The sequence below is a fragment of the Streptomyces sp. MBT65 genome (genome assembly GCF_016612545.1).
GTDB lineage: Bacteria > Actinomycetota > Actinomycetes > Streptomycetales > Streptomycetaceae > Streptomyces.
In genome coordinates this window covers 19,526-27,457 of the sequence record NZ_JAENRY010000166.1, presented here as the reverse complement: position 1 = coordinate 27,457, position 7,932 = coordinate 19,526, and the positions used below count along the sequence as shown (strand labels likewise).

3 protein-coding genes are annotated in these 7,932 nt (G+C 72.2%); 1 reads left to right on the top strand and 2 read right to left on the bottom strand.

Features of this window, described 5'->3' with window-relative positions; all coding sequences use genetic code 11:
• The first annotated feature begins 435 nt into the window (after positions 1-435).
• Positions 436-843 (top strand): hypothetical protein, encoded by a 408-nt coding sequence (locus JHN63_RS31755; RefSeq protein WP_200687133.1) that lies wholly within the window; start codon positions 436-438, stop codon positions 841-843.
• Between the two features lie 26 nt (positions 844-869).
• Here the strand turns inward: JHN63_RS31755 and JHN63_RS31750 are convergent, their stop codons facing one another.
• Both JHN63_RS31750 and JHN63_RS31745 read right to left on the bottom strand, forming a co-directional pair.
• Positions 870-5,678 (bottom strand): DNA repair ATPase, encoded by a 4,809-nt coding sequence (locus JHN63_RS31750; protein ID WP_200687131.1) that lies wholly within the window; start codon positions 5,676-5,678, stop codon positions 870-872.
• Between the two features lie 81 nt (positions 5,679-5,759).
• Entirely contained in the window at positions 5,760-7,907 is a 2,148-nt protein-coding gene (locus tag JHN63_RS31745) for a flotillin family protein (RefSeq protein WP_200687129.1), read from the bottom strand.
• Positions 7,908-7,932: the final 25 nt, after the last annotated feature.

The window sequence follows — 7,932 nt, the reverse complement described above, 5'->3', positions numbered from 1 at the left end:
GATCCGCGCCGCGCCGTCGCGCACGGGCGGCGGACCGTCGTCCGGCGGGAAGGGGGAGGTGCCGTCGTAGGGCGGGGGCGGCGGGTCGGTGCCCGTCGGGACGCCCGTCGTGGACGGGGTGGAAAGAATCGACATGGCGGGACTCCTCGGCCGTCGCTGCGAATGGCGCGGCCGGGGTCACGGGCTGCCCCTGGGGAGGGAGACGCGAGGACAGGACGCCGGACCGGACATCGGCGTGTCGAGAGCCCTCGGTTACTCCACCGTACTCCCGCCCGCGCCGAAACGCGGCGGCCCGGACCGCACGACCGTCGCGTTGACACGAACCGTCGCCGCACGTTGACTGGCAGCACGGCGCAGGGCAGTGGCCGGTGGACGGACGATCCCAAAAACGCCTTCGGGCGGAAACGCCTTCGGGCGGAACGGAAACGACACCCGATGATGTACGACCAGACACGCGCCCAACAACCCGCGGGCCAGAACCGGGTCCCCTCCGAACGCCGCACCCCGGGCCCGGAGCCGCTGCTCCCGTCGAGCGAGCGGGACAAGGTCCTCCAGCGGCTGCGCCACGCCCTCAACACCTTCGCCGACACCCCGCGCGACGCCCTCCAGGAGGCGGAGAGCGCCTATGACGAGGCGACCGCCCAGCTCGTGGCCGCGCTCGCGGCCCGCCGCGACCTCCTCCGCGCCGCCTGGGCCGACCAGGACTCCGAGTCCCCGTCGGATTCCGCGTCCGACGCCACATCCGCATCCGCATCCGCATCCGACTCCGCGTCCGACTCCGAGGAGTTCCGGAACGCGTTGCGGCAGTACCGCGAGATCACCCAACGGCTGCTCCAGCTCTAGCAGTTGACCGGGCAGGCCGGCGTTCGTCAGCCCGGGCCGGTCGCCCGGGTGATCGCCGCCTCCACCGCCCCGACCCGCTCGGCCAGCAGCCCGAGGGCCGCCACCGCACGGCGCAACGGGTCGTCCTCCGCCACACCCCGCTCCCGCACGTACGCCGCCTTCAACTCCCCCCACCGCAGGGCCTGTTCGGCGGTCAGCGTGCCGCGCAACTCCCCCAGTTTCAGCAGGTTCGCCTCGGCGCCCGCCCCCAGCGTCTGCGCCTCGGCGGTGTAGTGGTCGTCCAACACCGCCGACAGTTCGGGGGAGTTCATCACCGGCTCGATGCGCTGGGCGATCCGGTTCATGGTCCGATACGACCCCTGGAGCCGGAACGGCGGTTCCGTGCGGGCCGCGTCCGTCGTCGCCGCCGACGCCATGTACGCGGAGTTGACCGCCAGCACGGTGTCCCGGGCGGTGACGAGATGCCTCAACACCCCTGTGATCCGGGTCAGTTCGGCGGGGTCGCAGGCGTAGGACAGCCGGTCCGCGTGGGCCGTCGGGTCACCTGCCGCGAGGCGGATCAGCAGGTCCAAGTCGGCGCGGTCGCGGCCGGCGAGCGGGGCGAGCACCGGGTGGGAGGTCAGCGCGTTCTCCAGGAAACTCAGCGCGAACACCGTCTCCTTGCCGGTCAGTACGTCGCCGAGGTTCCAGACGTCGGCACGGTTCGCCAGCATGTCGGGCACCCGGAACCGGCCGCCGGACTCGGTGTACGGGTTGCCGGTCATACAGACCGCGAACCGCTTGCCCCGTAGGTCATATGTACGCGGCGCGCCCTCCCACACGCCCTCGATCCGCCGGGTGGCATCGCACAACGGGATGAATTTCTGCAGGAGTTCGGGCGAGGTGTGCTGGATGTCGTCGAGGTGGAGCAGCACGTTGGTGCCCGCCGCGAGCGCGAAGTTGACCTTCTCCACCTCCTGGCGGGCGGTGGCGTTCGGCGCCTCGGCCGGGTCGAGGGAGGTCACACCGTGCCCGAGGGCAGGGCCGCTGACCTTGACCAGCACCAGCCCGAGCCGGTCGGCGACGTACTCCATGAGGGTCGTCTTGCCGTACCCCGGCGGCGAGACGAGCAGCAGCAGACCGCCGTCCGCGCCGGTGCGCCGCCCCTCCCCCGTCGTACCGATCTGCCGCGCCAGGTTGTCGCCGATCAAGGGGAGATACACCTCGTCGACCAGCCGCCCCCGGACGAAGGACGACATCACGCGCGGCCGGTACTCGTCCAGGCGCAGCCGGGCCCGTTCCGCCGCCACCAGGGCCGTACGGCGGCGCTGGTAAGCGCGGTGACCGGGGATGTCCACCGCCCTGAACTCCCGTGTCCGGGCCAGGAGTTCGTCGATGCGCACCGACAACGAGCCCGCCTCGATGCGCGGGTGGGTGCCCAGCAGTCCCGTGACCGTCTCCGTCAGCCGGGCGTCCGACTCGTAGCGCGCTACGTCCGGGCAGAGTTCGGCCGCCACCGCCTCGGCGAGGTCCCCCGGGTCGGCCTCCGTGCCGGACGCCGTCGTGTACGCCGTCAGCCACGCCTCGACCAGTTGGCGGCGCGCGGCCAGGTCCTCGACGGCGCGCACATCGTCGTCGTAGGCCGAACTCCCCATCGTGCGGCGGAACTTGTCGAGGAGGGTGCGGGCGGTGGCGCTGAGGACGAAGCCCTCGGGGGCGGTGGTCAGTTCGTCGAAGAGGTACGCGGCGGTGGGTTCGTCCGTGCGCCGCGCCAGTTCCGCCAGGAAGTCGGCGACGGCCGGGGTCGGTCCGAAGGTGTCGCGGACCCGCGCGAGCGACCGCGCCCGGCGCGTCCAGCCCGCGCGCTCCTCCGCGCTGGTGCCGTGCGTCCAGAACAGCAACGCCCGTGCCCGGGCGGCCGGTTCGTGCCGCAGCAGCCCCGCGCCCTCGTACCGGCGGAGCAGGGCACGGAGGATCGCGGTCGCGTCGTGGTCGTGCACGCCGCGTTCGTAGCCTTCGTCGTACGACTCCTGCGCCGCGCGGCGGACCAGGGCGGCGAGGTCGGGCTCCTGGGCGAGGGCCTGGGCGCCGTGTTCGTCGAGGAGGCGGGCGGCGAGGTGTTCCGCGCGGTAGACCCGCGGCGACTCGGAGGGCAGCGGGCGGTCCCAGTAGGCGCGGGTGGCCGCGAACTCCGCGTCGCTGACCGGGGATCGGTAGTCCGTGCCGGTGAGCGCGAAGGCGAGGCCGTCGCCGGCGGGGACGAGGGTGAGGTCGAGGGGTTCGGTGTTCACGGCGAAGCGGTGCCGGCCCAGGCGCAGGGTCCGGCCGCCGTCCGTGTAGAGGTCGGTGCGGTCGCGCAGGGCGCGGACCGCCTCCTCGCGGGCCGCCGCGAGCCGGCCGGTCAGCTCCTCCGCCCTCATCCGGTCGCCCAGGTCGCGTAGTCGGTCGACCGTCCGGCGGATCTTCGTCGCCATCGGGTCGGAGGCGAAGAACGTGCTGACCGCGTCGGTGTCGGCGAGCGTGGCCGCCCGCCGCTCCACCGTCTCCAGGACCCGCACCCCCGAGGCCGCCAACTGCTCGGCCCGGCGCGCGCGTTCATCGGCCAGGGTCTGCTTGCGGGCCGAGAAGGTCTCGTAGATCTCGGTGCGGCGGGAGGTCAGTTCGGCGAGGAAGTCGTCGAAGTCGGCGAAGCGGGCTTCCAGGTTCTCCAACTGGACCAGCAGCCGCGCGAGGCGCGTGTCACAGGCCTCCGGGGTCGCCGCGTCCGCGAGCGCGCCCGTCACCGACTGGCCCAGCAGCGCGAACTCGGCCGCGAACTCCGCCCGGCCCTCCCGGTCCTGGAGTTCCCTGCGCCGGGCGTCCAGTGTGGCGCGGGCGCGGTTGACGCCGCCCAGCACCTCGGCGATCCGCTCCAGGATCGACGTACGGACCGTGGCGTCACCGATGTCCAGCCCGGCGATCACCTCGGTCACCGTCCGCAGCCCGTCGGTCAGTTCGTTGAGCCGGGCGGCCACCGGCGCCGACTCGGCGACCGTGGCCAACTCACCCGCCCGCGCGACCAGTTCGGCGATCACCTCGTGGTGCCCGGCGAACGCGTCCGCGCGCGCCAGGAACGCCACCGCCCGCTGCCCGAACGCCCCGAGCTCCGCCTCCGCCCCGGCCACCGTCTCGTCGATCCGCGCGAGATCGGCGTACCGCAGCTCCTTCAACGTGAGCAAGTGCCCCTGTGTGCGCCGGAGTTCGGTCAGTCCGCCGACCCACCCCGCCGCGTCCTGGGGCGCCTCGCCCCGCAACCGCCGGACCAGCCCGGTGAGCCGGTCCGTGGCCTCGGCGAGGGCGTCGGCCGCCCGCCGGGTCAGCGCCCGGACGGTCTCGAACTCGGCCAGCACCTGCTCGGCGGTGACCCGCACGTCCTCCAACGGACCACCCAGATCGCCGAGTTCGGCGTCCCCGAGCCAGTGGTACGAGTCCGCCGCCCGCACACACGCGGCGACCAGCGCCTCGTACACCTCCGCCGTGGGCTCCATCCCCGCGACGGCGCCCGCGAGGGACAGACAGTCGGAGACCCCGCGCACGAGTTCGGCGTTGCCCACCCGGAACAGCGGCCCGGAGCCGACGAGTTGAGCGGCGGCGTACGTATCGGAGACGAACGGAGTGCGCCAGATCCGCACCGGATGGACACGCCCCGCCTCCCCGCCCGCGCCCAGCACCACCAGCACACCGTCGTCGAAGAGCGCCCAGCCCTGACCGGACAGCGGGGTGGCGACCTCCTTGCGGATCAGGTTGTACGGCAGCAGGAGGCCGCGCCCCGACACCCGTGCCCGGTACGCGAACAGCACGTCCTCGCCGTTGGGCGAGCGCACCACCCGCTCCAACTCCAGCCCGGTGGTGTCCACTTCGAAGGTCTTCCACACCCCGGTGGCCAGGCAGTACCCGCCCGGGAACACGATCCCCCGCTCCTCGGGCAGCCGCCGGCACGACAGCCCGATCCCGTCGAGCCGCACGACACCCTTGGTCAGGGTGTTGAAGACCAGATACCGGTGGGCCTCCTCCTTGTAGGGACGCACCCGGAGCAGCACCAGCACACCCACCCGCGCGTACGCGATCTCCGCGTCGGCCGACGACTGGAGCGGCTCGTCCACCGGCTCGGAGTAAATACCCTCCCCCGTCTCGGTGTCGTCCTCGACCTTCACGGTGAGCGTGCCGCCGACCGTGGAGACGTACAGCCCGTCCTGGATGCGCACGTGTGGATGCCGGCCGGGAACCTGGTCCTCGCGGGTCGTCTCCACCCACTCGACGTCGTACGACGGCGGGAGGACGTGATCGCGCTCGCCGTGCGCGTCCAGGAAGGCCGCCGACCGGCCGTCGTCCGCGAGCGCCCAGCGCAGCACCCGGATGTCGTCGGCCTTCTCACCGGTCCGGAAGACCGCCAGCAACTTGCCGTCCACACACCGGAGTTGCAACAGGCGCGCCTGCCGGTAGTACCGGTGCAGGGCGGCGAACTCCCGCACGAAGTCCGGGTCGTCGAGGAGTCCGGGTACGGCGTCCTCGGGCAGCCGGCGCAGATCGTGCCGGTCGTGCAGGGCGAGGACGTCGGCCACCGTCGTCTCCCGGGTGCCCCCGAGGGAGACCTGGCGGCCGAAGAGCAGCGTGTCTCCTACGGCGACGAGGTCGCGCGGCACGGCCGGGTGCTCGGTGTCGAGGCGTGCGGTGCCGGTGAGTTCCAGGCGGGTCGAGCCGAACTCCTCGGTGCGGCGGGCGTTCAGCGCCTCCGCGCGGCGGGCGAGTTCGGCGGCCTGTGCGGCGAGGCGGTCGCGCAGGACCTCGTAGGTGCCGGTGTCCAGGCCGGTGGTCATGGGGCCCTCTCAGGATCTCGGGGTGGGTGCCGGGTCCGGAACTGCCGTCCCCTGTGCGGCAGTTCCGGACCGTCGATGGGGTCAGGCCTTCGCCGGGTGGCCGTTGAGCGCGGCCAGCGGAGTGTCCGCCAGGCCCAACTCACCTGCCCTGTCCAGCAGTTGCCGTACCTGACCGGCGTTCGCCGAGTCCGCGGACATGAGCTTCAGCAGCAGCGCGGACACGGTGAGGTTCTGCACGTCGGCCGTGGAGACCGGGCCGAGGACGCGGGCGAGGTCGTCGGCGATGTTCGACGTGCCGTCGAGCCACGGACGCGCCAACACCTGTGCCGTCTCGGAGTTCTGGACGAAGCCGTCGACGCTCCGGCCGAACGAGACCGCCGAGATCAGCCGGTCGAAGAAGACCGAGTCGCCGCCGACGATGTCGATGTCGGCGTTCTCCAGACCGGTCGCGAGCACCGTGGCCTGCGCCTCGGCGACCTGCCGCTGCACATCGAGCCCGGCCAGCCGGATCTCCTTCTCGGCCTGCAGCCGCAGCCGGTACTCCTCGTGGCCGCGCGAGGCGTCGTCGAGGGCGGCCATCGCGGCGGCCTTCTCGGTGAGGCCGGCTGCCTCGGCCTTGAGCTTCTCGCCGATGCCGGTGGCTTCCGCGAGCGCGTTGGCCCGTACGCCCTCGGCTTCCGCGAGCGCGTTCGCCTGCGTGCCCTCGGCCTCCGCAAGCGCCTTGGCCCGGGTGCCCTCGGCCTCCGCCCGGAGCCGGGCCTCGGTGCCCTCCGCCTCCGCGCGCAGCCGCGCCCCCGTGGCCTCGGCCTCCGCGCGGCCCGCCTTCACGGTCACCTCGGCCTCCTTGTCGCGGACCTGGACCTCGGCGAGTCCGGCCGCGGCGGCCTCCGCCTGGATGCCCTCCGCGAGCCGCAGCTTGGCGCGGGCGTCGAGGTCGGCGGACTTCAACCGGGCGTCGGCGAGGGTGAGTTGCTCACCGGCACGGTGCTTGGCGGCGGCCTCCGCGGCCTCGGCCGCCTTGATGTCCTTGACCAGCTTCTCCTGCGCCTCGGCCTCGGCGGCGATGATCACGGCCTGCCGGGTGCGCTCGGCCTCCTCGACCACCCGCAGCTTCTTGATGGCCTCCTCCTGCTCGGCGACCGTGCGGTCCACGGCGATCCGCTCCCGGACCACGTCCGCGACCTCGCGCCGCTCGGCCTCGACCTCCTTGTCCCGCGCGATCCCGGAGAGCGAGGTCTCCCGTTCGCGGGCGATGACTTCGAGGAGGCGGTCCTTCTCGATGCGCTCGTTCTCGACCGCGATGACCCGCTCGCGGTTCTTCTGCGCGACGGCGATCTCGCGGGCCTGGTTCTCGCGCTGGACGCCGAGTTGCTCCTCGGTGCGCAGGAACGCGGCCTGCGCGCCCAGCCGTTCCTCCTCCTGCACCTTCGCGGTGGCGGCCTCCTCGCGAGCCCGCAGGACCTCCACCTCTCGGCGCTGCTTGATCTCCGCCTCGGCCTGCCGGCGCTCCAGCTCCAGGATGGTCTCCCGGGCGTCGACGTTCTGCCGGGTGATCTCCTTCTGCTCGGTGCGCTGGAACTCGTTGGTGCGCACGTGCTCGATGGTCGTCAGCTCGGTGATCTTGCGGATGCCCTGCGCGTCCAGGATGTTCTGGTTGTCGAGCTGGGTCATCGGCGTCTGTTCGAGGAAGTCGATGGCCGCGTCGTCGAGGTGGTAGCCGTTGAGGTCGGTGCCGATGACCTGGATGATCCGGTCCCGGAACTCCTCGCGCTTGGTGTAGAGATCGACGAAGTCCAGCTGCTTCCCCACGGTCTTGAGCGCCTCGGAGAACTTCGCGGCGAAGAAGTCCTGGATCGCCGCCGGGTCGCTCGCGGTCTGGGTGCCGATGGCCTGGGCGACCTTGATGACGTCCTCGACGGTCTTGTTGACCCGCACGAAGAAGCTGATGTGGATGTCGGCGCGGATGTTGTCCTGGCAGATCAGGCCCTCGCGCCCGGTGCGGCGGATCTCGATGGTCTTCACCGAGATGTCCATGAACTCGGCCTTGTGCAGCACCGGCAGGACGACCGCGCCGGTGAAGGTGACATCGACCTTCTTCGTCTTGGAGACGATCAGCGCCCGCCCCTGCTCCACCTTCCGGAACAGCCGCCCGACCATGAGCAGCAGGGTGAGCGCGATGAGCAGGAGAACGGCGACGAACACACCGATGCCGACGGTGATGGCGTTCATGACATGGGTCCTCAAGGGATGAGAA

Coding starts and splice junctions, on each gene's coding strand:
- JHN63_RS31755 (WP_200687133.1), top strand. CDS start 436: ATGATGTACGACCAGACACGCGCCCAACAACCCGCGGGCCAGAACCGG.
- JHN63_RS31750 (WP_200687131.1), bottom strand. CDS start 5,678: ATGACCACCGGCCTGGACACCGGCACCTACGAGGTCCTGCGCGACCGC.
- JHN63_RS31745 (WP_200687129.1), bottom strand. CDS start 7,907: ATGAACGCCATCACCGTCGGCATCGGTGTGTTCGTCGCCGTTCTCCTG.